Origin of the sequence: Methanolobus mangrovi (assembly GCF_031312535.1) — an archaeon.
GTDB lineage: Archaea > Halobacteriota > Methanosarcinia > Methanosarcinales > Methanosarcinaceae > Methanolobus > Methanolobus mangrovi.
The window spans coordinates 2,106,687-2,132,523 of sequence record NZ_CP133594.1; the positions used below are offsets into that span (position 1 = coordinate 2,106,687).

Annotated in this window: 27 protein-coding genes; 9 read left to right on the forward strand and 18 right to left on the reverse strand. The window is 43.4% G+C overall.

From position 1 onward, the window contains the following. Positions 1-220: 220 nt before the first annotated feature. The 7 genes from RE476_RS10145 to RE476_RS10175 all read right to left on the reverse strand — a co-directional run bounded on the left by RE476_RS10145 (position 221) and on the right by RE476_RS10175 (position 8,022). Positions 221-1,075, reverse strand: coding sequence for an ion transporter (locus tag RE476_RS10145; protein WP_309307525.1), 855 nt, complete (start codon positions 1,073-1,075; stop codon positions 221-223). Between the two features lie 10 nt (positions 1,076-1,085). Then, positions 1,086-2,174 (reverse strand): DNA polymerase IV, encoded by a 1,089-nt coding sequence (gene dinB / locus RE476_RS10150; protein WP_309307526.1) that lies wholly within the window; start codon positions 2,172-2,174, stop codon positions 1,086-1,088. A gap of 66 nt (positions 2,175-2,240) precedes the next feature. Next, positions 2,241-3,392: a hypothetical protein gene (locus RE476_RS10155; RefSeq protein WP_309307527.1), complete on the reverse strand. Its 1,152-nt coding sequence runs from the start codon at positions 3,390-3,392 to the stop codon at positions 2,241-2,243. A gap of 38 nt (positions 3,393-3,430) precedes the next feature. Next, entirely contained in the window at positions 3,431-4,489 is a 1,059-nt protein-coding gene (locus RE476_RS10160; RefSeq protein WP_309307528.1) for a GNAT family N-acetyltransferase, read from the reverse strand. Between the two features lie 245 nt (positions 4,490-4,734). Then, positions 4,735-5,664: a cysteine synthase A gene (cysK, locus tag RE476_RS10165; protein ID WP_309309600.1), complete on the reverse strand. Its 930-nt coding sequence runs from the start codon at positions 5,662-5,664 to the stop codon at positions 4,735-4,737. A gap of 70 nt (positions 5,665-5,734) precedes the next feature. Then, entirely contained in the window at positions 5,735-6,700 is a 966-nt protein-coding gene (gene epsC, locus RE476_RS10170) for a serine O-acetyltransferase EpsC (protein WP_309307529.1), read from the reverse strand. A gap of 182 nt (positions 6,701-6,882) precedes the next feature. Continuing rightward, entirely contained in the window at positions 6,883-8,022 is a 1,140-nt protein-coding gene (locus RE476_RS10175) for a hypothetical protein (protein WP_309307530.1), read from the reverse strand. 94 nt (positions 8,023-8,116) lie between these two features. Between RE476_RS10175 and RE476_RS10180 the strand changes: the two genes are divergently transcribed. After that, the gene (locus RE476_RS10180; RefSeq protein WP_309307531.1) at positions 8,117-9,274 is read left to right on the forward strand and encodes a baeRF10 domain-containing protein; all 1,158 of its coding nucleotides are present in this window, start codon (positions 8,117-8,119) and stop codon (positions 9,272-9,274) included. A 9-nt stretch (positions 9,275-9,283) separates the two neighbouring features. On the opposite strand, the gene RE476_RS10185 is transcribed toward RE476_RS10180, so the two are convergent. The 3 genes from RE476_RS10185 to RE476_RS10195 form a co-directional block, all read right to left on the reverse strand. Next, positions 9,284-9,622: a DUF4346 domain-containing protein gene (locus RE476_RS10185; RefSeq protein ID WP_309307532.1), complete on the reverse strand. Its 339-nt coding sequence runs from the start codon at positions 9,620-9,622 to the stop codon at positions 9,284-9,286. Positions 9,623-9,635: 13 nt separating this feature from the next. Next, positions 9,636-10,931, reverse strand: coding sequence for a hypothetical protein (locus RE476_RS10190; RefSeq protein ID WP_309307533.1), 1,296 nt, complete (start codon positions 10,929-10,931; stop codon positions 9,636-9,638). A 199-nt stretch (positions 10,932-11,130) separates the two neighbouring features. Then, positions 11,131-11,832 (reverse strand): class I SAM-dependent methyltransferase, encoded by a 702-nt coding sequence (locus tag RE476_RS10195; RefSeq protein WP_309307534.1) that lies wholly within the window; start codon positions 11,830-11,832, stop codon positions 11,131-11,133. A 97-nt stretch (positions 11,833-11,929) separates the two neighbouring features. Between RE476_RS10195 and RE476_RS10200 the strand changes: the two genes are divergently transcribed. The 5 genes from RE476_RS10200 (at position 11,930) to RE476_RS10220 (ending at position 16,556) form a co-directional block, all read left to right on the forward strand. Then, a complete protein-coding gene (locus RE476_RS10200; protein WP_309307535.1) occupies positions 11,930-13,135 on the forward strand; it encodes an aldo/keto reductase in 1,206 nt (401 codons plus the stop codon). A 107-nt stretch (positions 13,136-13,242) separates the two neighbouring features. Further along, the gene (locus RE476_RS10205) at positions 13,243-13,944 is read left to right on the forward strand and encodes an ABC transporter ATP-binding protein (RefSeq protein ID WP_309307536.1); all 702 of its coding nucleotides are present in this window, start codon (positions 13,243-13,245) and stop codon (positions 13,942-13,944) included. A 10-nt stretch (positions 13,945-13,954) separates the two neighbouring features. After that, positions 13,955-15,349: a hypothetical protein gene (locus RE476_RS10210; protein WP_309307537.1), complete on the forward strand. Its 1,395-nt coding sequence runs from the start codon at positions 13,955-13,957 to the stop codon at positions 15,347-15,349. Positions 15,350-15,583: 234 nt separating this feature from the next. Then, a complete protein-coding gene (locus RE476_RS10215) occupies positions 15,584-16,030 on the forward strand; it encodes a phosphate-starvation-inducible PsiE family protein (protein ID WP_309307538.1) in 447 nt (148 codons plus the stop codon). Positions 16,031-16,142: 112 nt separating this feature from the next. Then, on the forward strand, positions 16,143-16,556 hold the full coding sequence (locus RE476_RS10220) for a GNAT family N-acetyltransferase (RefSeq protein WP_309307539.1): 414 nt from the start codon (positions 16,143-16,145) through the stop codon (positions 16,554-16,556). Between the two features lie 26 nt (positions 16,557-16,582). Here RE476_RS10220 and RE476_RS10225 read toward each other — a convergent pair whose 3' ends face one another. Further along, the gene (locus tag RE476_RS10225; RefSeq protein ID WP_309307541.1) at positions 16,583-18,247 is read right to left on the reverse strand and encodes a SulP family inorganic anion transporter; all 1,665 of its coding nucleotides are present in this window, start codon (positions 18,245-18,247) and stop codon (positions 16,583-16,585) included. Positions 18,248-18,449: 202 nt separating this feature from the next. Between RE476_RS10225 and RE476_RS10230 the strand changes: the two genes are divergently transcribed. After that, complete coding sequence (locus tag RE476_RS10230; RefSeq protein WP_309307542.1) at positions 18,450-19,157, forward strand: DNA alkylation repair protein; 708 nt, start codon at positions 18,450-18,452, stop codon at positions 19,155-19,157. Between the two features lie 87 nt (positions 19,158-19,244). Here the strand turns inward: RE476_RS10230 and RE476_RS10235 are convergent, their stop codons facing one another. From RE476_RS10235 to dusB, 7 genes are all read right to left on the reverse strand, one after another. Then, a complete protein-coding gene (locus RE476_RS10235) occupies positions 19,245-19,529 on the reverse strand; it encodes a DUF3303 domain-containing protein (protein WP_309307543.1) in 285 nt (94 codons plus the stop codon). A 260-nt stretch (positions 19,530-19,789) separates the two neighbouring features. Continuing rightward, complete coding sequence (nth, locus tag RE476_RS10240; protein WP_309307544.1) at positions 19,790-20,443, reverse strand: endonuclease III; 654 nt, start codon at positions 20,441-20,443, stop codon at positions 19,790-19,792. Between the two features lie 109 nt (positions 20,444-20,552). Beyond that, complete coding sequence (porB, locus tag RE476_RS10245) at positions 20,553-21,428, reverse strand: pyruvate synthase subunit PorB (protein WP_309307545.1); 876 nt, start codon at positions 21,426-21,428, stop codon at positions 20,553-20,555. After that, entirely contained in the window at positions 21,425-22,639 is a 1,215-nt protein-coding gene (porA, locus tag RE476_RS10250) for a pyruvate synthase subunit PorA (RefSeq protein WP_309307546.1), read from the reverse strand. Before porA ends, porB begins: the two co-directional genes overlap by 4 nt. Then, positions 22,640-22,900 (reverse strand): pyruvate synthase subunit PorD, encoded by a 261-nt coding sequence (gene porD / locus RE476_RS10255; RefSeq protein WP_309307547.1) that lies wholly within the window; start codon positions 22,898-22,900, stop codon positions 22,640-22,642. Next, positions 22,897-23,445, reverse strand: coding sequence for a pyruvate ferredoxin oxidoreductase subunit gamma (locus RE476_RS10260; RefSeq protein WP_309307548.1), 549 nt, complete (start codon positions 23,443-23,445; stop codon positions 22,897-22,899). The genes porD and RE476_RS10260 overlap by 4 nt, the downstream gene beginning before the upstream one ends. Before the next feature lie 274 nt (positions 23,446-23,719). Further along, positions 23,720-24,676: a tRNA dihydrouridine synthase DusB gene (gene dusB / locus RE476_RS10265; protein WP_309307549.1), complete on the reverse strand. Its 957-nt coding sequence runs from the start codon at positions 24,674-24,676 to the stop codon at positions 23,720-23,722. A 175-nt stretch (positions 24,677-24,851) separates the two neighbouring features. On the opposite strand from dusB, the gene RE476_RS10270 reads away from it, so the two are divergent. Both RE476_RS10270 and RE476_RS10275 read left to right on the forward strand, forming a co-directional pair. Beyond that, positions 24,852-25,388: an AAA family ATPase gene (locus RE476_RS10270; RefSeq protein ID WP_309307550.1), complete on the forward strand. Its 537-nt coding sequence runs from the start codon at positions 24,852-24,854 to the stop codon at positions 25,386-25,388. 5 nt (positions 25,389-25,393) lie between these two features. After that, entirely contained in the window at positions 25,394-25,837 is a 444-nt protein-coding gene (locus tag RE476_RS10275) for an RNA-binding domain-containing protein (protein WP_309307551.1), read from the forward strand.

The window sequence follows — 25,837 nt, forward strand, 5'->3', positions numbered from 1 at the left end:
TATTGACATTCTGGTGAAGAACTGTCTCAGATTCTAATATTTATATGTATCTTGGGTAAACAAATGTCATTATGAGTATGATGTTAATTTATGGGTATTTACTTTGAAGCTCCCTGTCAAAGATCAGTCTAAAATCTATATGCGGAGGTGTAATTAAATTATAAAAAGTTTGTATATCAAATATCAAATAATTAAAAAAAAGCAATATTTGATATTATCCTTATAATTTTGTGCCGCAATGTTTACAAAAAAGGGCATCTGCGTCATTATTATTATTTCTGCAGTTGTCGCAAATGATCCTGTTTCTCTCTTTATCCCTTGCATCCAGAGAGGCCAGACTCATTTCAGCTGTTACAATACCTGTAGGGACAGCAATAATACTGTAACCCATTATCATAACAACAGAAGCAAGGCCAATTCCAAGTGGTGTCTTCGGTACAATATCTCCATAGCCGACAGTCGTCAGGGTTACAATAGCCCAGTGTATGCTGATGGGTATACTGGTGAACCCGTTTTCCTCGCCCTCGATGAGATACATGAGAGATCCCAGTATAACAACAAGTGTGAGCACCGTGAAAAGAAAAACAGTTATCTTACGGCTGCTTGCTTTCAACGCATCAATCAGTAATTCGGCCTCATTAAGGTACTTGACCAATTTGAGAATACGAAATATCCTCAGGACCCTGAGTATCCTTATGACCAGCAGGAACTGGCTTCCCGGAAGGAACAGGCTCAGATAGGTCGGGACTATTGCCAGCAGGTCCACTATTCCAAAAAGACTTGTTGAATATCTAAGCTTGCTTTTGACACATATAAGACGCAGACTATATTCAATTGTAAAAAGTATAGTGAAGAACCACTCTATATTATAGAGCAATTCCCCGTGTTCTATCCTGAAAGATTTGACACTGTCCAGCATAACTGCAAGGACGCTCAGCAGGATGCTTATTATAAGCAAAATATCGAAATATTTTCCTGCAGGTGTATCCGCTTCAAATATAATATCATAGATCCGGCTTCTCCAGTTATTGGAATCGGGTCTGTTGCCAGAATATATATTCTCATATGCAGCCATTATTTTTCCCTCAAAAATCAAACAGGCTTTTCTGTCCGGTATTTTCCTGCAGGTTATCTACCCTGATCCCTATACGCCTAAAGTTCATCTCACTTTCCTCAAGGAACTGCTTCATCAGTTCCTTTGCATTCTCACTGAGAATACCCCTGTCATCTACAACATGACTTAGCGTTCTACTTTTTGTTGAAGTTTTGAAGTTAGAGAATATAACAGTTACTGTAACCGAACGGAAAGACACTTTTCTTGTTTTGACTTTGCTTATGACATCATCTATGAGTTCATTCAGTAATGAAAATATCATATTCTCATTTCTGCTGTCATGTTTAAGGGATGCCATCCTGCCTATCTGGTCAGTTGCTGTCCTTTCCTTCACAGGAGTTTCATCAACACCTGATGCAGCCTGCTTGAGCCACGTACCTTTGTTCTTCCCAAAAACAGAGATAAGTTCCATGGCATCATAAGAAGCAAGGTCTTCAATGGTCCTTATACCCATTTCAGACAATTTGTCTTCCGTGACCTTTCCAATTCCCCACAATTTCTTCACAGGCATAGGTTTGAGAAATCCCTGTGCATCTTCCGGCTTGATTACAGTGATTCCATCAGGCTTTCGGAAAGATGATGCCATTTTGGCAATTAGCTTGTTAGGACCTATACCTACAGAACATGTTATCTTTTCACGGGATTTAACTTCCTCTTTTATTCGCAGCCCAATTTCCTCTGCAAGTTCATAGTCACCTTTGCAGGATTCGGTAATATCCAGGAACGCCTCATCAATACTTATTTTCTCAAAGGCTTCCTCGCTGTCGGCATTGGATCTCAATATCTCCATCACTTTTGCAGAAACTTCCTCGTAGAAAGGCTTGCGAACAGGCAGGAAAACAGCATCAGGGTTTTTTGATCTTGCCAGTTTGCAGGGCATTGCAGAACGAATACCCGCCTCCCTAGCAATATAATTAGATGTGCTTACGGCTCCACCTGATTCTCCCCTGTTGGAATACATGCAGACAACAACTGCTTTTCCTTTAAGGGAAGGGTCTTCCCTCTCTTCTATAGCTGCGTAGAAGTAGTCCATGTCCACATGGATTATCACACGTTCCATTGGTAAGTAAGAAGGGTCAGGTACTTTTTATTGTTAACTGATACAACCATGTCATCTATGGATTTATCAGGATAGCTTCCTTATGAAATTCAAAGCCTGTGAGAGAATTCCAAAAAAAGGGATACTTTGTGAAAGTAGCAATTTAAAAATGATCTTAATATTGAATGGCCAGACAGGTATCATCTTGTTCTGCTTATAGACATGTTCCATCAGTTCCCGTTCCCTGAAAATGCATTCACATTCCTTTTTGTCCATGGTTTCAGCTTCCTCAAGTATTTTACACTCAAGGCGGTCGATGCACTGTTCCAGATGGTCCAGTTGGGATTGTTTTTTCTCCTTCCATCTGAGCATCAGTTGATGAGTGCTCCACAGAGGCAGGAAAAATGCTATCAGAGCAAAGAATACCGGTACAAAGAGCAGTTTGGAGAAAAGAGCAGAGTATTCTTCTGACTGAAGGAAATACTGTGTCTGAGGTTCCGTTACCATACCAATGATGATCCAGGAACCCAGATATACTGCGGGTATGGTAACTATAAATGCATTCCACAGGCAGAGATCACCCAGAGGAGACAACCCTCCGCATTTGTCAACGTGTCCGAGTTGTGGTTCTATGCAGAATTCCTTTCCCATTTTCCAGACATATATGGCAGTTATTGTCATTTTCCATGCCATTATACCGATGATGAAAGCTATGAGGAATTCAGCCTTTAAGCTGTAGTCCCAGGTGAGAACGAAAAGTGAAAAGAGTATACCAGACAGGAACTGGAATGGGCTATTCATGAGTTTCCCTAGATTTCGGATGAATTCAAGATATCTCATTTCAAGAAGATCTCTGCCTGTTCTGATATCAGGTTCATCAGGACCAATAGGGTCCTGTTCTGTATCCGATGAGACGGATTCACATTCAACTACTACCTTCCGGTCCCATATGGTTTTGAATGTCCGGGGAATCTTCTGCATGAGAATCTGGAAGGCTAACAGGCTCATTGCTGCCGTAAGAAGGCCTGTGATATACATAAATGTCCCGGAATTTACCGGATAGTTGAATATTATGAATATTATTGTTGCAAGAATGATCCAGGGTAAAAGATACAGTGCCCACTTCATGAAAGCAGACCTGATACTTTTAAAATCCTCCAGTTCTTGCTTCACGTCATCTCTACTATCATCAATACTTGTTACGTCTGAAGGGAAAAAGGAATGTGGATCAGCCAACATATCCCTCCTTTCCGGTTCATGGATTTATGCGTCCACTTTCAGAGAATCGGGTCTCTGCAATCCACATAGATACTGCTGAAATCAGGTAGCTTTCCTGAAATTGGTTTTGCGTAGAGGTACATTGTTTCATACATTGGCTTGAATTTCTTCATAACCTCAATTATCGGGTCATCAGGGTCTGTATATGCCCCGAAGAACTCACATTTGGTGTCGAACATGAGGTTATTGCAGTAGTTCAGTATCTCCTCCATTGCAAGTGCATGTTCGGGTTCAAATGCATGGTCAACTATGGAATGGAATTTGAAGAACTCGCCTTCAGCTGGTATTCTTGGCATACTGATGAAATGTCTGAGTATTCCGTAGGCATTTGCCATGAGCTTCCACATCATTGGCTCTTTCGTGTATGTCATTTCCATGAGAACTGAAGAGTCCCAGAAACCACCACATGCGACAATTTTACCTTTCCATTTGGCCACAAGGAAGTTCTCAAGTCCGTATCCAAGTACACGATTTGCGTATGTCCTGAAACCAGGAGCAGTAAATGGGGAAAAGTGAGCTTTTCCAGTGTAATAACTGTTAATAAGCTTTACAGCTTCAGGCAGGTCTTTTCCATCAATTCTCGCAAGATCATATTCCCTTTCTATATGCTCTTTCTTGTATGCGGACATTGCAATTATCCTGACATCCTTTTCCTGAATGTATCCCAGCTTTTCAACAAGCTTCATTGAAGGTTCATTTGGCTCGTATATATAGCAGTAGATATGTGAAACTTTAGCATCATGAGCCGCTCTCTCCGCTTCTCTCAGGAGCTTGATTGCTATTCCCTGTCTCCTGTAATCCGGATGAACCATCACTTCAGCCACGTAAACATATTTTTGTTCGGGACCCTGTTTTACAGTCCAGCCTATCCAGCCTACAGTTGTATCATCTTCCTCTGCAACACGAATTTCCCAGTTATCGTAAAGTTCGTACCTTGCAGTTATATCCGGTTCCTTATCAACTGCCATTGCGCATTCTTCATTTCCCTGAGGACACAGTCTCTCAATACTCAGCAGGGTTTCGTTATCTTCTTCTTTGAAAGATCTGATATTTACCATTCAATTACCCCAAACCATTTTCTTTATGTGTTCCATCTGCCGGCAAACAAAAAACCGGAAAAACAAAGTTACAACTCTATGTTGCAAATTTTCTGTTCTTATATACTCCCAAATAAATCTTGAAGTTGATTGGATATATAAGTTTTGGATATAAATAAATTAGAATAAATAAAAATAGGTAAAACAAGATGACAGGTTCTTTTTAATGGCAGCTGTCAACTGATTTTATCCATGTTGGCATCGTTTCACTCTTCAAAATCGGCGAGTGCTGTACTGAGGTATCTCTCACCGGTGTCAGGCAATATCACAACTATGAGTTTCCCGGCATTCTCTTCTCTTTTTGCTACCTGCAAAGCTGCATGAAGGGCCGCTCCACATGAGATACCTGCAAGTATTCCTTCCTTTTTTGCAAGCTGTCTTGCAGTTTCAAAAGAATCATCATTGCTGACCCTGACAACCTCGTCAATGATATCCGTATTCAGCACATCAGGGATGAAACCGGCGCCAATTCCCTGTATCTTGTGTGGACCGGGATTGCCGCCGGAAAGAACTGGAGAATCCTCAGGTTCAACTGCTATTGCCTTAAACGAGGGTTTCCGGGATTTGATGACTTCTGAAATTCCGGTAATGGTTCCACCTGTACCGACACCGGCCACGACAAAATCCACTTTGCCATCTGTGTCCTTCCATATCTCCTCAGCCGTTGTACGGCGGTGTATATCAGGATTTGCAGGGTTCATGAACTGGTGAGGGACAAAAGCATTGGGAATCTCTTTTGACATTCTTTCGGCTTCACTTATGGCTCCGTTCATGCCTTTATTTCCTGGCGTCAGGACGATCTCAGCACCAAGTAACCTGAGTATCTTTCTTCTTTCAATACTCATTGTGTCAGGCATGGTCAGAATGAGACGATACCCTTTTGCGGCACAGACAAATGCCAGTCCAATCCCGGTATTTCCTGAAGTTGGCTCTATGATGACCGTATCTTTATTGAGGCACCCGTCCTTTTCAGCTGTCTCTATCATGTTCAAAGCGATACGGTCCTTGACAGAACTCAATGGATTGAACGATTCCACTTTTGCAACTACGGTTGCATGGCATCCTTCAGTAATCCTGTTCAAGCGCACAAGTGGTGTATTACCAACGGTTTTAGTAATGTCGTCATAGATTCGGATTTTCCCAACTCCTTTTATAATAGTTCGATCCTGATTTTAAAATAATAAGAATAATTTCAGTGGTATATTCTCACTTTTTTTCCTTGAAGATAAGCCTTGGTTCCTCAATCATAACTTTAGTGTCCGGTGGAACAGACTTGGTTATCCATACGTTTCCTCCGATAACCGAACGTGCTCCGATCCTTGTTTCTCCTCCAAGGATGGTTGCATTTGAATAGATTATAACATCATCTTCTATAGTAGGATGCCTTTTTTCCCCGCGGATAAGTTCTCCTTTTTCATTTTTTGGAAAGCTAAGGGAACCGAGGGTAACACCCTGATAGATACGTACGTTGTCCCCTATCTCACAGGTCTCCCCGATGACAACACCGGTTCCGTGGTCAATGAAGAATCCTTTTCCAATTCTGGCGCCAGGATGAATATCAATTCCAACGATACTATGGGCATATTCGGTCATTATACGGGGAAGTATGGATATTCCCTGCCTGTGCAACTGGTGTGCTGACCTGTAAACTGTCATGGCAAATATTCCCGGATAACTGAAAATGATCTCATCATAACTTTTAGCCGCAGGATCTCCTTCGAATGTGGCTACAATATCCGATGCCAGCATAGACCTTAATTCAGGGATCTTCTTCAGGAACTTCAATGTCTCTTCCTGGCCGCGGTCTATACAATCTGTACAGTCCTCATCATAGCGATTACATTCCTGTATGATGCTGTTGGTTATTTGTTTTGAGAGTTTGCTAAAGAGATCGGTTATCTCGTTCCCGATGTGATATGAAAGTGTGTTCCTGTCAACGGTCTGGTCACCAAAGTATCCGGGGAAGAGAATGTCCTTTATCAGATCGATTATTTCTATAAGCGATTCTTTCGATGGTATCACTGCAGCGTCCAGATGGTCAAAACATCCTTTTTCAGAGCAACTGTTTATGACCATATCCACTATTGCAGGGATTTCTGACCGGTACCTGTTATCGACCATGGAATCCAGTATCGTGCATCTTTTCTGCTCTGCTGGTGATTTGCTACCCATATTTATCCCATCTTCATCTTATTTTGACTCAGCATTTTTAAGTGTTAACGCTGTGAACATATCCTATCTTTTAGAGAATCGGGGCAGTATATATAGGTTCTTTTTCCGGCAAAGTGCCATATCAATCCCCAATTGACCCTCCACTTCCAGCAATCCCATATAATGATTGCAGACAATAACATTTAAAAGCTTTGAGACTTCTCCGGCAGCATCGCACGTATGTCCTGAATCAGTTTTTCAGCTTCAATTGATCTGTCAGAAGGAGCCAGTTCCAGAAAGATAGGTCCGAAAACCAAGAGCATGGAGCCTATGTCAGGAAAGGTACCAATTCCTGTTGTAAGCCCGGCAGCAAATAATTTTTCATTAGCTGTTTCAATATTTTTCTCATCAGAACGATAGACATCTTTCAGTATCGAGTATATTTTCCTGAATTTGAGTTCCATCTGCGAGAATATCTTTGTTCCTTCCAGTATTGATTCAGGCGTGATATCCTGATTCCATCCCGGTGAATATGGGAAAGAAAGCTCAATCAGATTTTCTCCTGTATCAGGATAATAGATAATCCCTTTATTTCCAGTGGAAAGGTCCTGATAAGGTATTCTCAATTGCAGGCTGTACTTTGCGTTATTGATCGATGAGAGTTGTATAACTATGAGCTCCGCCCCGTCACCCCGCTCTCCAAAGATACGGGGTTGTGTGTCGTTCAAACTGAAAAGCGTATACTCACTTTTTTCCACTGAAAGTTCTGCCTTCAAAAATAGCATCTGCATCGGGGCGGCAGGCATGCTGAAATCTATGTTTGTGTCAGGTTCCCAGTCTTTGACCTCAAGGAATATCTCATCCACCATTACCGAGCTGCCGCCGGTATTTGAAAGGATGATACGCAGTTCGTTATCGTTCACAGGATATTTCAGGTCAGGTTTTGCACTGAGTACCCGTAGGTCTGGAGTGTCCCTCTCCTCCATCCGCTGTTCCTGTTGAGTTATAGCCTCCATAACTTCAGGCAGGAAAATATTGATACTTTCAAGCTGTCTCTGAAACGCATCATCGGATTCCTGCATGCTCTGGAGCATTTCTCCCAGTTCATATACGGAATCATCAGTGGCTTTCTCTCCTCCAAACTGTTTCTCAACTGCCTTTGCGAGTATGGACCCCAATAGCGGAACAGGAATCCTGCGCAGTTCATCACATACTACCTGGACAACTGTTTCCCTGCCTGCATCTTTCAGGGATTCCGGCAGTTTGTCAAGCATGGATGCTATGTACTGGCGTGAACTGGAGATGAGGGTCGTATCATCATGAGGCTGCATTTCAGGAGACATAGATAAAACTCTGGCAGGATTCTTATTTACTCTTTTTGTGCCTGAGGAGTGTAAATTAAACAACTTTTAAATACAAGACAATGTTAAACCTTTTATGAAACCTCAGCAGGATTTACTGAAGGTCATCAGTGAAGACCTGATGCCTGTAACTGAAATTGATATCAAGGCTCTGGCTGAAATCTATGATGAGAAGGATATTTACCTTTCAGTCTACCTTTCGGTGTCCGGCAGGGAAAATGAACATTTGAATCGCATATTTGTGGATTCAAGGGTGAAGTCGATAAAAAAGGCTTTATCTCCAGAGCTCAGGTCGGAATTTGAAAAGACCTTTGAAATGGCTGAACCCTCAATTATTGAAGAAGCAATTTCCGGTGAAAGAGGCAGGATCATATTTGCCTGCTCATCAGAATCTTTCCTTCATGTTTACAGACTGGCTGTGGAGCCGGAGCAGTCACTGGTCCTTGACACGTCACCATTTTTGCTGCCACTGGCAAGGCTGAGAGCTGACTATGAGGACTATGGTGTGTTGCTTGTGGATTCTCAGGAGGCTAAGTTCACATGCATACGTTCTGACCTTGCAGAAGAGAAGAAACACCTCTCCATCGACCTGATGAACAAGCATAAAAAAGGAGGATGGAGCCAGATGCGTTTCAACCACCTGAGAAAAGGAGCGATAAAATCATTCCTGTCCGAAGTTGCTGATAACGTCAGGGGTACATGTGACCAGCTACAGACAAGAGGTCTTATCATTGCCGGACCTGGAGATGCAAAACAGCAACTTATAGACTTGCTCCCACAGGATATCCGGCAGAGTGTGATAGGTGTCATTGACGTGTCAATGGATATTTCCCGTGATGAACTTGTAGAGGAAGGTGACTCCGTCCTGCATAAGAATGAACTTTCCAGATCGGCAAAAAAGGCAGCAGAGTTTAAAAACGCACTTCTGCGGGGTGGGCTGGCTGTATATGGAGTCGAAAATGTAAAGTCTTCTCTGGAACAGGCAAGAGTGAACGTCCTTCTGATACTGAAAGGTTCCTCGGTTCCTGGATGGATATGTGAAAGATGCCAGAACCTGCAGGCGAATGTCCAAGCTCCAAAGGAATGTGACAGATGCGGAGGACTGACATCAGTGGTTGATGTAGTGGAAGAACTCTATGAGCTTGCCCAGCGTACAGGTGCGGAAGTGGAATTCGTGGAAAAAGAGGATTTCCTGGATTCCGATGATGTGGTGGGTGCACTACTCAGGTATTAGATCTCTTCATCATCCCTGAATATACCCGAATCCGGTTCTCATTGCTATCTCGGCTCTTGTAAGTTCCTGGCCGAGGTATGCTGCATGGTTGAGAGTGCTTACCCACCCATGTTTGATAATGGTCCTGTAGATGGACTTTGCATCCCTGCCCTCAATCATCCTTAGCAATTCCTTATCATAGGAATAGTGTTTTGCGAGGATGGTCATTTTCTCTGGTTGGGGCGTTATTACAAAGTATCCGGCTTCATCCAGTTCAAGTTTCCCGGGCTCTTCGGCCAGGATAACAGGAACATTTACCATTTCAGCATTCTCATTATTTCTATCTGTCTTTATTGTCTCATTTTCCACTTTACCACCTTTTTCATACTTTATCCGGGTGCCAGCGCTGCATGTGTTCGGCATGTGTCTTCAGGTAAGCTCCTTTTTCATAGAACCTGTCATAGAAATCAAGGTCCAGATGATGCGCCTGGAGGTATGGCAGGACAAAAATACTGGGTACTGTTCCGGGGAACTTGCCGAAAGTGTCGTATATATACTGAGCCTGGAGAGCTGCACATTCCTTGAAATGTTCATCTGGAACCTTTGCACTGCTGCGAACTCCCATTGTATCTTTGTAGTATCCCGGTGTCTCAGAATTGTACGGTCCGCCAGAGCCGAATTTCCTTTCCATCAGTGCATCGACCGCATGGCGCATATTGCGATAGTGAGGTGGTGTGAAGCCTTCAAAAACGCCTTCAAGTCCGGTAGGATTTGGGAGAGACCAGCGTTCATCCGTATCGTACCTGAAACCAAGTCCTGGTACTTGCGGGTCTCCGCTTGCACCAAGAACTGAAAATGGATCCATTCCATTGAACAACCAGCCACCAAGACCCATTGCCTGCAACATCAGCATTCCGGCATAACATGACGTACCAAGTTCGGTTGTCAGTTCGGCAAGGGACCACATTTCAAGGAATGTGATTGGATACGGTTCTTTTACGTCAACTATATCAGAGAATTGCTCAATTCCGTCTATCTGTTTCCTGTTCACATCATCATAAAAACATATACCATTCTGTACGAAGTAACAGATACCCGCCAGAATATGCTGGGCGAGGTCTCCAACAGGAATTACCATTGTGGTGCCCGGGTGATTTACGACCCAGGTATTATGCGCCTCTATGTGAGGTGTCTGTGGAGGTATTTTCAGGCGTCCATCATATATTTTGTGTACACGACTACGATGCGCTTCCAGTAATTCATCAGTATCGAATGTTCCATCATCCTTTCTTTCAGCCATTGCAGGAGCATCTCTTGTTTTAAGGATGTATACTCCATCATCATCTGTAAAGAACAGCTCACTGGTATGGAATCCGGCTGCTGATGGGAATGTTCTGCCTCCGGCACTACAGGCGTAGTTTGAAAGGTATGGTGCGTACAATTCCCCTCGCATGATAAGGTTGTGCCAGCCTGTGTTTCCCCCCATGGCTGTCAGCAATGTCATCTGCTCAAGTTCTGAGAGTGGCTTCGGCTCATATTTTGATTTGTATTGGAAGTAGCCGTCAGGTATCGTTGCTCCCATAAAGAACCGACGTGCCCTTCTCCCGAAAAGTGCGTCTGAAAGCCTGAAATTCAATACATCCTCAAATCCTGGTGGTAATTTCACCTTTTCTCCCACAATTGTTCCTCCTCTATTGACCCCACGTCATAGACAGGAGGGTTCCTGCATTAGCAGTACCACTCAAATATATCCAGGTGCCTGAAAAAAGAGCTATGGTCGCTTATTTTTTCAGAGGGATGATACTTGATATCTTTTTCCCGCTCCCATTAAAATTTGGATTACATGGAATTTAAGATTTCTGGGGAAAGAGATGCAATTATTTGATGCAATAGAAACCAGCCTGCATGTAAGAGTACCAGAACAATTCTACGGTCCTGAATCCTGTTTCCCTTAGTAGTTTCAGGTGTTCTTCAACGGTTATCGGAAAATATTCAGTGTCAAAACGCTGAAGATGGATTTCTATCTCCTCTGCGGTCCTGCCATGGGTGGACTGAAAATCGTCCCAATATCTTTTTCCAATGATGATGCCCTCTTCTGTAAGTGGTCTGATGTTCTCGAAAGTAATGAAGATACCATCGTCTTTCAGCAGTTCATGACATACTTTTACCGCTCTGGCCCTGTTCTCACGACTGAGATAATGGTGGCATTGGATGGCAGTGATAACATCCGGTCTTTCATCGAGTTCCTGTGAGAACTCCTGGGTTGATGCAGCTCTCAGAAATTCAAGTCTTTCAGGGATATATGATGGTAGCTTTTCTCTTGCCTGTTGCAGCATTCCCTCAGATGGGTCAAGCATGAGAAACTTTGTGTCAGGGAACTGTTCAATGGCCTTTGTAACAAGTGAGCCTGTTCCGCATCCAGTATCCATCCAGACCTTTGGAGTTTCCGCCAGTGATCTGATAAGGTTGATGGTTTCCTTATGGAAAAATGAGTAGTAGGGAAGAACAGAGGATATTTTCGTATCATAATCCTCGGGGAGATAAGGTGTCTTATTTTCTGAGGGTTCTGTGGAAGACATGTAAAAACAGGACTATTTTCTGCTTTATATTTCCTTTGCAGAACCCTTAAACAATATCACTAACATTTTTCCTTATTCAGAGAAAGGAGAATCATGGATGTTATACAGGAAAATGCCAAAAAACAGAGATGAGCTTTCAATACTCGGTTTCGGTGCCATGCGCCTGCCGGTGAAGGAAGATGGCAGTATCGATGAAGAGAAGGCGAAGCAGATGGTGCGACATTCCATAGACAATGGTGTGAACTATGTTGACACCGCATGGCCATATCATATGGGAGCAAGTGAGCCTTTCCTTGCACGTGCACTTGCAGACGGATACAGGGAACAAGTGAAACTTGCTACAAAACAGCCTCAATGGATGGTTAAAAAGCCTGAGGATATGGATAAGTTCCTCAACGCACAGCTTGAGAAACTCAACACCGATCATATCGATTACTATCTTATACACAGTCTTGTGGGTAGTAGCTGGGAAACTATCAGGGATATAGGTGTCCTTGAGTTCCTTGAGAAAGCCAAAGCTGACGGACGTATCATCAATGCAGGCTTCTCATATCATGGGGACCCTGAGGATTTTGCACCGATAGTTGATGCATATGACTGGGACTTCTGCCAGATCCAGTACAATTTCCTGGATGAGAATGTGCAGGCAGGAACGGGAGGACTTGAATATGCCGCTTCCAAAGGTCTTGGTGTTGTGGTTATGGAGCCTCTGCGTGGTGGAAATCTTGCAGACCCGGTTCCCTTTGAGGTGCTTGATATCTGGAACGAGGCTGATGTGAAACGTAGTCCTGTGGCATGGGCATTGCGCTGGGTATGGAACCATCCTGAGGTCACTGTTGTACTTTCAGGTATGAGCGAGCCGGAACATGTCGAAGAGAACCTGAAGGTTGCAGATGAAGGTGTTGCAAACTCACTGACAGAAAAAGAGCTGGAACTTGTGAGCAGGGTTGCAGAGAAGTACGGCGAACTCATGAAGATCAACTGTACCGGATGCAGATATTGTATGCCATGTCCTGAGGGTGTGGATATCCCGGCATGTTTTGATGTATACAACAACCTGCACATGTTCGGTGGCGGTGACAGGCTGAAGATGATGTACGCTGCGAAGATGGGCGGTATCCTCAGGGGAGCTGAAACAAACTTCGCTTCACAGTGTGTGCAATGTGGTCAGTGCCTGGATGCATGTCCTCAACAGACAGCGATACCTGATATGCTTGAAAAGGTTGAAGAAGAGTTTGAAGGTCCGGGTCTGGAAGAGAGAATAGCGTTTGCAAAGCAATTGTTCGCGAATGATAGTTGCTAAATTGCTCTCTTCATAAGAACTCTCATTTTTGGGGTGTGTTATCCCCAAACATTTATACTTTTTAGGTATATAATATTACTTTATCTGATGTCTGAAGGTAGATACATTTGATAAACGTAAAGGATCTCTCGAAGTATTTTGGTGATATAAAGGCTGTAGATGCTGTAAACCTTGAAGTCAGAAAAGGTGAGTTGTTTGGCCTGCTGGGTCCCAACGGTTCCGGTAAGACCACTATGATCAAGATGCTCACAGGCCAGATTAAGCCAACAGCAGGTGGTGTCTCTGTACACGGAGTCGATGTGCTTTCCGATCCTTTGAAAGTAAAAGAGCTTACAGGCATTATTCCCGAGCAGGAAACGCCACCAAGTTTCCTGACAGCTGAAGAGTATCTGCACTTCGTTGCAAAGATAAGGAAACTCAAGGGCTTTGAGGAACAATGCGAGTGGTGGTTCTCATATCTTGATTTTGCAGGACAGAAAGATGTGCTGTGCAAGGACCTTTCCAGGGGAACAAGACAAAAACTGATGCTGGCACAGGCATTCCTGCATGAACCGGAACTTGTGATTATCGATGAACCACTGATAAACCTTGATCCGCTGATGCAGCGCAAGGTCAAGGACTTCCTCAGGGATTATGTTGGTAAGGGAGGTACTGTTTTCATATCCACTCACATTCTGGAGATCGCCAGGGAAATATGCACAGGCATGGGCATCATCTACAAGGGGAAACTGGTATTTTCAGGTAAAATGGATGATCCTGCTATTGGTGACAAACCACTGGAAGAGTTCTTCCTTGAGCTTGTGAACTGAGGTGTCTGTTATGTTCGAACTGTTCAAAAGCATGATGAAGGAAGAGTGGCGAATGCATTCCTCATTCTTCGGAGACAGGGGTTTTGCTCTTTTTCCGGTGGTCGTGGCATCCATCTCAATGTTACTCTCACTTTCAATGATAATATTCGGAAGAATAATCAGCCAGGCTGAAGTCCTGCTTGGACTGCACTACCTGCTTCTTTTTATGGGTTCCATGGTTGGAGGATTTGGTCTGCTTGGAAGAGAAGTTATGAACAGACGCTTCGGACAGGCAAGCCTGCTGGCCTATTCATCACGAACGCTTCCTATTTCTGAAAGGGTGATCTTTTCCAATTTCATCGTAAAGGATGTTATCTACTATCTTTTCCTGTATGTGCTACCATTCACTGTGGGCTTTATGGCAGGTGCAGTTATCCTGGATCTGCAATATTCGTTCTTCATGCTGCTGACAACGCTGTTCCTGTCATTCTGTACCGGTCTGTCCCTGGTATTTCTGCTCTCAACGATATACGCCAATCTGGGAAAGAAGGCACTTTTCCTTATCTTTATGATTCCAATTGTGTTTTTGATCTTCTTCCAGGGAATCAGGTTTGACATTCTGTACGAACTTCCACCGCTTGTCTTCTATCTCGCACCTTCTCTGGATATTCTCATTACCTGTCTTGCTCTTGTCCTTGTGCCTTCGATAGTATCCCTGATATTTCTCAGGGTTGATTATTCCCAGTCCCAAAAACATTATAAGAACCAGTTCAGGGAGATCACTGAAAGTCTGGGTTTCTATGGTTACTCTCACTTTATGGCAAAGGATTATCTGGATTTCAGCCGCAGTGAGGGAGGTGCCGGCAAGATAGTATTCTCGTTCCTTGTGCCGGTTTTGCTTGTCTGGCTATTCCTGCCACAGTTGTTGAAGGCAGTTCCCGGACTGGACATACTTGTGGTATTTGCAGTTGTTGTTGGCATGATGGCTTCTTCCATGTACAACTGGCTGGTGGAGTTCGATATGTTCAGTTCCTATGCTTTTCTTCCGCTCACGGTTCCTGACGTGCTGAGAAGCAAGCTCAACAGTTATTCACTGCTGAATGTATTCCCTCTTATAGTGGTTGTGATAGCTACCGTCTATGCCGGCAGGATGAATGATATGGTTCACATAATCCTCCTTTTCATCGCAGTATCCATGTATGTTGTTTCGGTGACAATCTACCTTACCGGTCTCAACACTACATTTTCACTATACAGTGCGGGCACATTCGCAAGCTATGTGCTGGCCATAGGTCCTGTGGTGCTGGCAATGATCTTCCTTGCACAGCTGAACTTCCATCTTGTACTTGCATCTGTGTTGTTGATACCGCTATCTGTGCTTGTTCTGAAGAGGAGCTTTGTTAAATGTGGAAGGTGGGAAGTTTGATTCATATTTTCTCGGGAATAGATTGTGTTATGAAACCGTAAGATACTTTTTTGGGACTGGACGGTAAAGTGGGATTTTGCAAGTTGTTTTTGTCCTTTAGAAAAGTTACATGCTGTGAGAGATACCTAGTTATATTCAGGATATATAGCCATTAATCAATATATCTTCACAATTACAAATTCAAAGTTTTTGTATGGCATAGGGAATATATTATTGAATGTTGGGAGAAGTGTAATGATAACACATGAACAAATATTCAGAAAGGTAATCCATTTAGTGACACTTATCGTCCTATACGTTCTCTTGCTGGGAATAATCGTAGGAATGTTCAATGTTTTCCAGAATATAGGATACGTATGGCTGACAAAGGGTGGCTTTGGCCAGGTAGTTTACAGTGTTCTGACTATTTTTGTCCTCATCGATTTCTTTAAGGCCTTTTCAGATTACCACGTTCACGAAAGAATCAGGCTTACATATGTAAGCGATGCCACAATCATGATCGTTTTGCGTGAGGTGACTGTATTGATATATAGTCATGAATTTGAAAGTGACCTTTTATTGGTATTCTCAGTATTGCTACTGGTATTGGGTATTATAAGGGCCATAGCTGTTAAGTTTCCACCGAGTGAAAGTTCATATTCCATTTCGCCGATCAAAGAAAAGAATATTGAGGAAGAATAAAGTATGGAATTTCTGATTTGCTGAAGAATCCTGTAGATAAATTCAAAGATTATGGCATGGAAACAAGAATGGACTTGTAAAGTTTTTGTTCATAGATGTGTGAAGTAAAAGTATGATCAATTATACAATAGAAGAAAAATTACCTTCAATAGAAGAGTACATCCATCTCAGAAAATCAGTTGATTGGCCATATCCCAGCAAAACAGCAATAGAGAAGAGCCTGAATAATTCCAATTACTGTATTTGCGTTGTCAAGGACGACAGTGTAATAGGCATGTCCCGTGTGGTGGGGGATGACAGTTTCATCTTTTTCATTGCGGATGTCATCGTTCTGCCGGAATACCAGAATCAGGGAATTGGCACTGCACTGATGGAAAGGGTAATGTCTTACCTTAAGGAGAACGTTCAGGACTATTCATACATTACTCTCATGTCAGCAAAAGGAAGAGAGGCCTTCTATGAAAAGTTCGGTTTTTTCAAAAGGCCTACGGATGAGTTTGGTTATGGGATGATGGTCGAGCTTTGAGATCAAGCTCAACCTAATTTGTTCGATCATATCTTCTTTTCGTTCTCGTATTTCTTCTTCAGAAAAGCCAGTGCTTCCTGTGTGCTGTCACAGACATGCACATGCTGTTTTTCCATGAGCTCTGTAAGTTCCAGATCGCTTTCTATTCTTTTCATGACCTCAGGCTGTATCGATGTGAGGTAGACCTTCTGGTGCATCTTCTTACTTGACTTGATGAAGCTTTTGAGGCGCTCGATTCCTGTTGTATCGATGAACGGTACATAGCGCATACGCAGGATTATGTGAGGCTTGCTTATGGTCATGTGCTCGTTTATCTTGCTCTCAAAAACGTTCATGGCTCCAAAGAAGAAGGGACCGTTAATGGTGTAGACCGATACGTTCTTTTCGAGGTAGGGGTCGGCAAAGATAGTGGCGTTGATACCTTTTGTCTTATCATAGTTCTCCATTGTCTGGACATCGATGACATTTGTCAGTCTTATGAAGAGCAGGATTATGGACAGGAACATACCCATCTGTACAGCAAATACAAGGTCAGTGAGAACGGTCAGCAGGAAAGTGACGATAAGGACCGTGGTGTCCATCTTGCTGATATGCATTGTTGTTTTGAATTCCGTTATGTTGATCATCCTCAGGGAAACGAGGATAAGCACACCGGCGAGGTAGGCCTTTGGGATGAAAGCAGCAACCGGACCCAGGAAGAGAAGTATTGTCAGCAGTATCAGGGCGTGGATGATACCTGATATCTGTGTCTTTGCACCTTCACGTATGTTGACGGCACTTCTGGCAATGGCTGCTGTACATGGGATTCCTGAGAAGAAGGGAAGTACCATGTTAGCGACCCCCTGACCTACAAGTTCCCTGTTGCTGTCGTGTTTGCTGTTTGTCATACCGTCACATACTACGGCACAGAGCAGGGCTTCGATGGCTCCCAGAAGTGCAATTGTAAAGGCAGCTGGCAGGACAGCCATGAGCATTTCGAGGTTAAAGTTCAGCATCTGTATCTGCGGAAGTCCGGCAGGGATACTACCGACAAGTGGTATCTGGATTTTGAAGTAAAAGACCATCAGGATGGAGAGTACCAGTGCTATAATGGAAGGAGGGAGACTGTTGATGTATCTTATTCTTGCCATGAGTCCCGGGAGGTATAACAGGAGGAGAATGGTTGCAAGACAGATCATTATAGCAGTGGTATCGAGAAGGTCGAGGCTGGAGATGACAGCGTACAATGTTTCCCATACATGTTCTTTTGAAGGTATCACAAGTCCGAGAGCATTGGGTATCTGTCCAATAAGTATAATTGCACCGATACCGCTCGTGAATCCTGATATGACGGGTAGGGGGATGTATTTTACAACCTTACCAAGTTTCAGAATTCCGAACAGTATCTGAAATACACCGGCAAGGAAGCCTGCAAGGAATAGTCCTTCAAGTCCGAAGCCGTGCAGTGTTGAAAGAATGATGACGGTCATTGCTCCGGTAGGTCCGGTGATCGAGTATTTGGAACCTCCGTTTGCTGAGACCAGCATACCCGCGATGACAGCTGTGTATAACCCCATCTGAGGTTCCACACCTGAGGCAATGGCAAAAGCAATGGCAAGTGGCAACGCCACAACAGCCGTGATAAATCCGGCCTTTAAGTCGCTCGTAAACGATTCTTTGAAGTATTGTGATAGTTTATTTTGTTTTTCCATATAGAAGCCAGCTGACCCGCGTCAAAAATTGTTCTTATGGGTGGGTAAAAGTGGGGTTTGATATATAAAATTGATTGATAATGAAAATAAATTATAAATGTTATGAGAAGTTATGAGGGATTATGGGAAATGGATATTTGTTTGTGTCAAAACTTCCACTCACCCACCACAATTATCTCCTAATCCTCCAAATAAAATCCTGATGAATGAGGTAATCTCCCAACTCAGAGCCGAGCTCGAACAAAACGCCGATGAAGAAGCCAAAGCCAGTTCTAACCGTTTCTTCAAAGAGCAAATCAAATGCTATGGCATGAAGACACCAGTTGCCAGAAAAATAGCAAAGGACTATTACAAGAAAATATCCAACAAAAGTAAGCCGGAGATATTTGCGCTCTGCGAGGAACTCCTGAGCTCGGATTACATGGAGGAAGCCTTCATAGCATTCGAATGGTCGTACAACCTTAGAAAGCAGTATGAACCAGAGGATTTTGCTGTTTTTGAGAGATGGGTCGGGGATTATGTCAACAACTGGGCTAAATGCGATACCCTTTGTAATCATACCATAGGAACACTTATCGACATGTACCCCCAGTTTATTGATTCGCTCAAAAAATGGACAGCTTCGGATAACCGCTGGTACAGGCGGGCTGCCGCAGTTACACTTATTTTGGCGGCTCGCAGGGGAGATTATCTTGATGATATTTTTGAAATAGCTGATATGCTGCTAACGGATGAGGATGACCTTGTGCAGAAAGGGTATGGATGGCTGCTTAAGGAAGCGAGTAAGAAACATCAGCAGGAGATATTTGACTACGTGATGTCAAATAAAAAAGTTATGCCTCGTACTGCGTTGAGATATGCTATCGAGAAAATGCCGAAGGAATTGAGGATTAAGGCTATGGAAAAATAATAGCATAAATCTCAGTTTATCCTTTAGTTTTCTACAATAAAAAAGAATCCTGACGTGAATGTCAGGATTATCTTAGTTAAATCGACATCAAGCCTTTGCCATTTCAGCTTCCATCTTCAGACCAATCTCAATGGCTTTCTCCGGGGTCATTATAGGAATGGTCTCAAGTTTTGAGATATCTTTCCATGGGAACGTAGCTCTGGCATATGCTTCTTCATTATCGAGTTCATAAACGATAAAGAACCTGCATGAGGATATGTCTAGCCACTCTGATATTACATTATAGCCTTTCGGGTATTCCCATGACCTATATCGTTTATCCATCTCCTCGTTGTCTTTTGGTTCCCACGTCATTATATCCATGAACAACATTTATCCACCCTCCTTTAACTTCTTATTTGTTTTTCTTGATAATATATTATTCAACAAGCTGATATTTATTTATTGCTAAAAAAAACTTTTTTAATATACTGATTATTAGCAGATATTATCGGCCAGCAAAACTAACATGATCGGGCACGAACGAATTAATTCAGCAGGTTCTGGATAAAATAGAAAAATAAGTATTATTCGCTCTCTTTAACATCAGCTTTCTTGATTCGATGTTAGAGAGACACCATTAATCCTCATTTTCAAGCTTCACTTGAAGGACACAGTTCGTTCACAACACAAACCCCACACTTCGGTCTCCGTGCGATACACACATTCCTTCCGTGGAGTATCAGTGTCATGGAAAGGTTCTCAAGGTCTTTCTTTTCTGCAAGGCTCATCAGGTCGATCTCTATCTTTTTAGGGTCACTGTTCCGGGTAAAGCCAAGTTTCTGTGAAAGCCGGGTTACGTGTGTATCCACTGCAATGCCTTCAATGATGTCAAATCCCCTTGCCAGAACTATATTGGCCGTTTTTCTTCCCACGCCTGGCAGTTTAAGCAGATCTTCCATGGTGTTTGGAACTTTTCCATCGAATTCGGTGAGGATGAGCTGTGCACTTCCGATGATGTGCTTTGCTTTCTGGTGATAGAAACCTGTGGTGTAGATATCCTTTCCAAGTTCATCCAGACTTGCATTGGCAAAATCCTCTACGCTGGGATACTTTTTGAACAGTACCTGTGTGACCTTGTTAACCTGTTTATCAGTACACTGGGCAGAAAGGATTGTTGCAACCATCAGTTCCAGGGGATTATTAAAATGAAGCATGGGCTCAGCATTGGGATACTCATCCTGCAGCATCTCAAAAATTAGGTTGAAATTTTCTCTGTTATCAGGTGCCGGGGATTGCATGGTCATGGGAAAAGATATGGTATGATACCTTTTATGTCTATTCAGTACCCCATCATTTCGACTAGAACTTAAAATAATAACAAGTATAATAAAAAAAGAAGAAAAAGATACGGGTTTAGAGCCCGTACATTTCAATGTTCTTGTCAGCGAGTGCCTGGATCTTAGCGATCTCTTCAGCTCCGCCTTCCATCTTGAAGAGGTGGCTGAAACGACGCTGCATCTTGAGATAGTCTTCAACAGGCCTAACGTTCTTTCCAATCTTCCTTACCTTGGTAACTTCGCCTTCTTCAACTTCGTACAGTGGCCAGAGACCTGTCTGTACAGCCATTTTGGCTACCTCTACGGTCTTGGAAGTGTCGAATCCCCATCCTGTTGTACATGGAGCATGTGCGTGAATATAGGTTGGACCTTCGATGTCTACGGCCTTCTTCACCTTATTGATCATGTCCTTTGGATATCCGATGGATGTGGTTGCGACATATGGTGCACCGTGTGCTACCATAATAGCAGGCATGTTCTTCTTTGGTCTGTCGTTACCGAAGGAAACCTTTCCAGCAGGGCTTGTTGTGGTTGATGCGTTGTATGGTGTTGCACCACTTCTCTGAACACCGGTGTTCATGTAAGCCTCATTGTCGATACAGACGTAAGTGAGGTCGTGACCTCTCTCAAAGGCTCCGGAAATGGAACGCATACCTATGTCAAGTGTTGCACCGTCTCCACCCATCACAAGTACCTTGGTGTTCTGTTTCTTGCCAAGGGCCTTCAGGGCAGCCTCAACACCAGACCCAACAGCAGCTGCATTCTCGAAAAGTGAGTGTACCCATGGTACATCCCATGCAGTTTCAGGGAACGGGGTGGTCATAACTTCAAGACATCCGGTAGGATTGATAACTATACAGTCCTCTCCGGCGCCCATAAGTGCGAACTTTGCAGCCATTGCGTCACAGCAACCTGCACATCCTCTGTGTCCCGGGGCTAACAATGATTTCATATTAGTTCCTCCTTCAGGTCGGTAAACTGGCTCTCGATCTTGATACCTGTCTTCATGACTTCCTGTGCCTCATCGACAATCTTCTCGATAAGGTCTACCTTGATGTCACGTCCGCCGTGGCCGATCATATAGCCGACAATAGGTACGTCGAGTTTGGTATTGTAAAGGGAAGACTTTGTTTCTGTGAAAAGTGCGCCTTCATTCAGTCCAAGTGAAATGTTCTTGTCAAGTACGACAACGACCTTTGCATCCTTCAGAGCGTTCCTGATAGCTTCTGCAGGGAATGGCCTGAAGGACCTGACCTTCAAAAGACCGACTTTTACATTCCTGTCCCTGAGTTTATCAATGACGTCCTTAATGGTTCCGATAATGGATCCCATTGCCATGATGATGACTTCTGCATCATCTGTTCGATACTCGTCAATAAGTCCTCCGTAGTATCTTCCGTATACGTCGTAGAATTCATTAGCTACATCCTCTATTTTCTTAAGAGATTTTTGCATTGCCTGTTCCTGCAGGTATCTGAATTCAGTGTAGTAGTTAGGATCTGCAAATGCACCGAAACTCATTGGGTTCTTAGGGTCAAGAACAAAGTCCGGTTCAAATGCAGGCAGGAATTCATCTGTTAAGTCCTGTTCAAGAAGTACAACAGGTTCGTAAACGTGTGACAGGATAAAACCGTCCATACAGACCATTGAAGGCATAAGGATGTCCTTGTCCTCTGAGATCTTGTATGCCTGTGCGGTCATATCTGAGATTTCCTGTGTGTTCTCTGCGTAGAGCTGTAACCAACCGGTGTCTCTCTGGGAAATTGCATCCTGGTGGTCGTTCCATATGCTGATAGGAGCACTGACAGCCCTGTTTGCAATGGTCATCACAACAGGCAGTCTCATACCGGAGATGTTGAACAGTACCTCATGCATGAGTTCAAGACCCTGTGATGTTGTAGCTGAGTAACACCTTGCACCAGCAGCTGAAGCACCGACCAGTGCTGAGAGTGCTGAGAACTCGGATTCTACATTGATGTATTCACAGTTTGGTATTTCACCATCTGCCATGAATTGTGAGAGATCTTCAACTATGTGGGTCTGTGGTGTGATAGGGTATGCTGAAATTACATTTGGTCTGCAGACCTTAGCAGCATGTGCAACAGCATATGATCCTTCGACAACAACCATCTTTTTCTTGTCAAGTTTGTTTTCAGGTGCCATTTATTTCTCCTCCAGAACCATGGTAATTGCATCCTTTGGACATTCGTTCGCACAGATTCCGCATCCTTTGCAGAAATCATAGTCGAACTCGAAGAATCCGTCATCCCTTGGGTTTATTGAACTGTCAGGACACAGAAGTTCACACAACTTGCATTTAATGCATTTCTCGTAGTCGTAAACTGGCTTGAAAGTTCTCCATCCACCTGTCTTGTTGACTCTGGTGGTACCTGCTTCACAGACTCCTCCGGGAAGAATTTTCATTTCTTAGCCTCCTTCATCATGTTGTATGCTTCCTGGATAGCTTCAGCGTTCCTGTCTCCGACCTTGCCAGGGAATCTTTCCTTGACAGCTTCTTTGATGGATTCAGGTTCTATCTCGCCTGTTGCACCTGCAAAGGCACCCAGAAGTACAGTGTTAACAATAGGTCTGCCGATGATGTCCAGTGCGATCTTTGTTGCATTCACTGTCATTATCTTTGCCTTTGTGTCAATGTCGAACGTGTCAGCATCGAAGTCACTGTTGATAATTAGTATTCCGTCCTCTTTGAGACCACTTGCAACATCTACAACCTCAAGGAGTGTTGGATCCTGTACAATAACATAGTCAGGTTCGTAGATCTGGCTTCTAAGCCTGATGGGTTCGTTATTGATCCTGGTGAATGCCTGGACCGGTGCACCCCTTCTTTCCACTCCGAATGCAGGGAAAGCCTGACTGTATTTCCCGTCTGCAAAAGCAGCAACAGCCAAAAGTTCAGCGGCTGTGACAGAGCCCTGGCCACCCCGGCCGTGTATTCGTATTTCTTTCATCTAGAATTCTCCATAAACCATGTGTAATAATAGATATAACAATTTATTCCGATATTCGATCAAACGTTTTTATTCGGGTAACATTGCGCATGTATAGTGTCGAACTTGATGCCGAAAAAGCATGAGATTTTTCGTCAACTGACGTTAAATGCAATGTTTAATTGTGTAGAATCGATTAATTACTATTTAGTCTTTCGGTAATTTACACCGTTACTTTTCTACATAATAATATTTTTCAGAGAATCAATGCGAATGGTGCAGATCATAAAAAGAATCATTCGACATGCTTGCACATTTCATCAAGACTTTGAAGTATTTCTTCAATGTTCGCTGCAGTATCAATGCTCTTCCGTATATGCCTGCCATTTCTCATCCCGCGGGTGAACCATTGAGCTTGCGCTTTTATGTGCACAGTATGCATCAGTTCATACTCTTCCAGAAGGCCAAAATATTCCCGAATATCTGCAACCCTCTGACTGCATTCTTCATATTCGAGCATTTCACCTGTTCCAAGATAGTGAGATATCCTTTTGAAAAGGAAAGGATTGCCCATTGCAGCCCTTCCGATCATGATGGCGTCACAATCTGTATATTCCAGCGTCTGCTGTGCTGAGATCTCGTCCATTATGTCGCCATTGGCTATTACCGGAATACTGAGTTCCTGTTTGATCTTTCGAACATAGTCATGGTCTGCTTTTCCTGAGTACTGCTGTTGCCTTGTCCTTCCATGAACAGTTATTGCCGTGGCTCCGGCACTCTCTATCAGGTGTGCTATCTCCAGGGTCTTATCCATATCCGGAAGAATACGTATCTTGGCAGTGACAGGGGTAGATAGGTTATCTGAGAGTTCTTTTACAATCTCATGAATTAGCTCGGGTGATTTGAGAAGAGCCGATCCACAGCCATCCTTTGTCAGGAGTTTTGCAGGACAGCCAAAATTAACATCAATTATCTCCGGACGATATACCTCTTCGATCCTGAGTGCTGCAGTTGTCATTATTTCCGGGGAATTCCCGAATATCTGTATCCCAAGAGGTCTTTCATCCTCACAGCTTATCCCGCGATTGATGGTTTTTTTATTTTCGTATATGACAGCGTCTGCACTTATCATTTCTGAATAAGTAAGAGAAGCTCCGTACTGCCTGCACATCAGGCGAAACGGCAGGTTAGTCACGTTGGACATGGGAGCGAGCAGGATGTTACCGGGGATTTTAAGATCTGCAATCTTCATGTTGATCTATGTTGCTGGTGGTGTTGAGATTCCAATGCCAGCTAATTGTTGTAAATTTAATATGTAATCGGAAGTGTTCTATCAAAGGGTATACTAATATATATGTAGGATGTATGGAAAAATCTATTGAAATAACTCTTATTCACATAATTTTACAAAATTAACAGGTTCATCTATGACAAAGATCTTAGCTTTTGTAGGAATGCCAGCTTCAGGCAAATCAGAGGCATCATCGGTTCTGCGCCGGAAGGGTATTACAGTCATCAACATGGGTGATGTGATCAGGGAAGAAGTTGTCCGCAGGGGACTGGAACCCACAGATGCAAACACTGGCGGAGTAGGTACCGACCTGCGCGAAAAGGAAGGTACGGATGCCGTTGCAATACGTTGTATACCAAAGATAAAGGCTGCAAATGAAGATTTTATCGGTATTGACGGTGTACGCAGTGTTGCCGAGGTGGAGCGTTTCAAAGAGGCATTCGGAGATGATTTTACTCTGGTATCAGTTGATTCTCCAATCGAATTGAGATTTGCACGTGTCCTGGCCCGCAAGAGAAGCGATGACATGCAGGATATCAGTGCCCTGAAGATCAGGGATGAACGTGAACTTGGCTGGGGTATGGGCGAGGCAATGGAGATCGCTGATATTGTTGTTGATAATGAGGGCACCCTCGAAGAGTTCAGGGAAAAGATAATAGGACTTCTGGATTAGGTATCATGATACATGTTGAAATTTACGCGGATGTAAATCCGACAGAAAGCAGGGATAAAGTACACTCTGCACTCAGCCAGATATTTCCTGACACTGAATTTGAATTTGAGGAACTTTCACAGCACAGTGGAAGATTCTCTGCTAAGAGTGATATCTACGCTCTGAAACATCTTCACTACCTTATCAGGGAAGAGGAGATTATAGACACCTCCCGCACAAGGCTGAATGTGGGATTGTCAGAAGATGAGATGTCTACTTCTTTTATTATCAGTAAGCAGGTTGCCACAGTTGGTCGCCTGAACTATCCTGCACAGGAAGAAACCCTCGGTTCTATCAATATCACTGTGAGAGCTGATTCAGTGGAAGAATTCGAAAGATTCTACGACTGGCTGACCCCACCAACCGAGGATGGGGTTCCTGATTTTGAAAATGATATAAAGGATGTTTAA

Excerpts from the sequence above, each read along its gene's own strand:
- RE476_RS10155 (WP_309307527.1), bottom strand. The coding sequence starts at position 3,392 with ATGTTGGCTGATCCACATTCCTTTTTCCCTTCAGACGTAACAAGTATT.
- porD (WP_309307547.1), bottom strand. The coding sequence starts at position 22,900 with ATGAAAATTCTTCCCGGAGGAGTCTGTGAAGCAGGTACCACCAGAGTC.
- RE476_RS10160 (WP_309307528.1), bottom strand. The coding sequence starts at position 4,489 with ATGGTAAATATCAGATCTTTCAAAGAAGAAGATAACGAAACCCTGCTG.
- RE476_RS10145 (WP_309307525.1), bottom strand. The coding sequence starts at position 1,075 with ATGGCTGCATATGAGAATATATATTCTGGCAACAGACCCGATTCCAAT.
- RE476_RS10175 (WP_309307530.1), bottom strand. The coding sequence starts at position 8,022 with ATGTCTCCTGAAATGCAGCCTCATGATGATACGACCCTCATCTCCAGT.
- RE476_RS10180 (WP_309307531.1), top strand. The coding sequence starts at position 8,117 with ATGAAACCTCAGCAGGATTTACTGAAGGTCATCAGTGAAGACCTGATG.
- porA (WP_309307546.1), bottom strand. The coding sequence starts at position 22,639 with ATGGCACCTGAAAACAAACTTGACAAGAAAAAGATGGTTGTTGTCGAA.
- dusB (WP_309307549.1), bottom strand. The coding sequence starts at position 24,676 with ATGAAGATTGCAGATCTTAAAATCCCCGGTAACATCCTGCTCGCTCCC.
- RE476_RS10195 (WP_309307534.1), bottom strand. The coding sequence starts at position 11,832 with ATGTCTTCCACAGAACCCTCAGAAAATAAGACACCTTATCTCCCCGAG.
- porB (WP_309307545.1), bottom strand. The coding sequence starts at position 21,428 with ATGAAATCATTGTTAGCCCCGGGACACAGAGGATGTGCAGGTTGCTGT.
- RE476_RS10260 (WP_309307548.1), bottom strand. The coding sequence starts at position 23,445 with ATGAAAGAAATACGAATACACGGCCGGGGTGGCCAGGGCTCTGTCACA.
- RE476_RS10275 (WP_309307551.1), top strand. The coding sequence starts at position 25,394 with ATGATACATGTTGAAATTTACGCGGATGTAAATCCGACAGAAAGCAGG.
- RE476_RS10200 (WP_309307535.1), top strand. The coding sequence starts at position 11,930 with ATGTTATACAGGAAAATGCCAAAAAACAGAGATGAGCTTTCAATACTC.
- RE476_RS10210 (WP_309307537.1), top strand. The coding sequence starts at position 13,955 with ATGTTCGAACTGTTCAAAAGCATGATGAAGGAAGAGTGGCGAATGCAT.
- nth (WP_309307544.1), bottom strand. The coding sequence starts at position 20,443 with ATGACCATGCAATCCCCGGCACCTGATAACAGAGAAAATTTCAACCTA.
- RE476_RS10220 (WP_309307539.1), top strand. The coding sequence starts at position 16,143 with ATGATCAATTATACAATAGAAGAAAAATTACCTTCAATAGAAGAGTAC.
- RE476_RS10225 (WP_309307541.1), bottom strand. The coding sequence starts at position 18,247 with ATGGAAAAACAAAATAAACTATCACAATACTTCAAAGAATCGTTTACG.
- RE476_RS10230 (WP_309307542.1), top strand. The coding sequence starts at position 18,450 with ATGAATGAGGTAATCTCCCAACTCAGAGCCGAGCTCGAACAAAACGCC.
- epsC (WP_309307529.1), bottom strand. The coding sequence starts at position 6,700 with ATGGGTAGCAAATCACCAGCAGAGCAGAAAAGATGCACGATACTGGAT.
- RE476_RS10270 (WP_309307550.1), top strand. The coding sequence starts at position 24,852 with ATGACAAAGATCTTAGCTTTTGTAGGAATGCCAGCTTCAGGCAAATCA.
- RE476_RS10235 (WP_309307543.1), bottom strand. The coding sequence starts at position 19,529 with ATGTTGTTCATGGATATAATGACGTGGGAACCAAAAGACAACGAGGAG.
- RE476_RS10215 (WP_309307538.1), top strand. The coding sequence starts at position 15,584 with ATGATAACACATGAACAAATATTCAGAAAGGTAATCCATTTAGTGACA.
- dinB (WP_309307526.1), bottom strand. The coding sequence starts at position 2,174 with ATGGAACGTGTGATAATCCATGTGGACATGGACTACTTCTACGCAGCT.